Here is a 1,844-nt window from a genome sequence, read left to right as displayed (position 1 = left end):
GCCGCCACCCTCGACAGCGCCGGACAGGGCAACTACTCCGCCGCCAACGCCTTCCTCGACGCACTGGCCATCCACCGCCACACCACCGGCCTGCCCGCCAAGTCCCTCGCCTGGGGTGTGTGGGCGCCGGAAACGGGTGGCATGACGCGCCAGTTGGGCGACATCGATCTGGAGCGGCTGTCCCGTTCAGGGTTCACCGCGATGGGTGCCGGCGAGGGCATGCAACTGCTGGACATGGCCCTGACCACGTCGGAGCCGTTCCTCGTACCGCTGCCCATGGACACGCGTGCTCTGTCCGCACGTGAGGACGGCATCCCCGCCATCCTGCGCGGCCTGGCTCGCACCCCCGCACGCCGTACCGCCCAGAGCGCGCCACCCGCCCCGGACGGAGAGTCGGCGCTGCAGCAGCGCCTGGCCGGGCTGACCCCGGCCGAGCAGGAGCGCGTGCTGGTCTCGCTGGTACGTACGGAGGCCGCCGGTGTCCTGGGACACGCCTCCGAAGGGCAGGTGGATCCGGACAGGAGCTTCAGCGAGCTCGGTTTCGACTCCCTGACGTCGGTGGAACTGCGTAACCGGCTCGGCCGGGCCACCGGGCTCCGGCTGCCGGCGACGCTGATCTTCGACTACCCCAACGCGGTCGCCATCGCCGAGTACATGGGGAGCCAGCTCCTGCCGAAGAAGGAACCGGTCGAATCGCAGGTACTGCAGAGCCTGGACGAGTTGGGCCGGCTGCTGGGCAAGATCGCCATCGATGTCGAGGCGCGGTCCGAGATCACGGTTCGCCTCCAGAAGCTCATGGACGAGTGGCGCGGAGACCGATCCGGAACGGACGAGGAGAGCACGGTGCGCACGGCGAGCGCGGACGAGCTCTTCTCGCTGATCGACCAGGGCCTGTGAGGCCCCCCAACCGGTTGTCTGACAGGTAACGCAAACTCCAAACCCCTTAGGAAGGCGGACGGCATGGCTGACGAAGAGAAGCTTCTCGCGTACCTGCGAAAAGTGACCGAAGATCTGCAGCAGGCCAACCGACGTTTGCGTGAGGTCGAGGCGAAGGATCGTGAGCCGATCGCGATCGTGGCGATGAGCTGCCGCTACCCCGGCGGGGTGAACTCGCCGGAGGACCTGTGGCAGCTGCTGCTGGACCGCGAGCAGGGGATCGTTCCGTTCCCGAAGGACCGGGGCTGGGACCTGGAAGCGCTGTACGACCCCGACCCGGACAGCAGCGGCACGACGTACGCGCGTTCGGGTGGTTTCGTCGAAGGGGCGGACGAGTTCGACCCGGCGTTCTTCGGGATCAGCCCGCGTGAGGCCGTGGCGATGGACCCGCAGCAGCGACTGGTGCTGGAGGCCTCGTGGGAGGCCCTGGAGCGGGCCGGTCTCCACCCGGCTTCGCTGCGCGGCACCACCGCGGGCGTCTTCATCGGCGCCTTCGCCAACGACTACGAGGTGGGCCGAGGGCCCTTGCCCGAGGGCAGCGAAGGTTACCTGGGAACGGGTAACTCCAGCTCCGTCATCTCCGGCCGGGTGGCATACACGCTTGGCCTGGAGGGGCCCGCGGTCACGGTGGACACCGCCTGCTCCTCCTCGCTCGTCGCCATTCACATGGCCTGTCAGTCGCTGCGCGCAGGAGAGAGCACGCTCGCGCTCGCGGGTGGCGTGACGATCATGGCCACCCCGGAACTTCTCGTGGACTTCAGCCACCAGCGCGGTCTTGCGCGGGACGACCGGTGCAAGGCGTTCTCCGACGAGGCCGATGGCACCGTCCTGTCCGAGGGTGTGGGCGTGCTGGTGTTGGAGCGGTTGTCGGATGCGGTGGCTGCTGGTCATCGGGTGTTGGGGGTGAT

The 1,844-nt window shown here is 68.6% G+C and carries 2 protein-coding genes; both read left to right on the top strand.

From position 1 onward, the window contains the following. Window positions 1-897 (top strand): beta-ketoacyl reductase (locus ACTMTI_RS56750; protein WP_441129386.1); only part of this gene is annotated, 897 nt, incomplete at its 5' end. A gap of 63 nt (window positions 898-960) precedes the next feature. Then, window positions 961-1,844: beta-ketoacyl synthase N-terminal-like domain-containing protein (locus ACTMTI_RS56745; RefSeq protein ID WP_441129385.1), on the top strand; the 884-nt coding region annotated here is incomplete at its 3' end.

It is taken from the genome of Nonomuraea sp. H19, from assembly GCF_052068215.1.
Taxonomy (GTDB): domain Bacteria; phylum Actinomycetota; class Actinomycetes; order Streptosporangiales; family Streptosporangiaceae; genus Nonomuraea.
The sequence above is the reverse complement of the archived record's forward strand: the minus strand, read 5'-3'. Positions and strand labels throughout refer to the sequence as shown.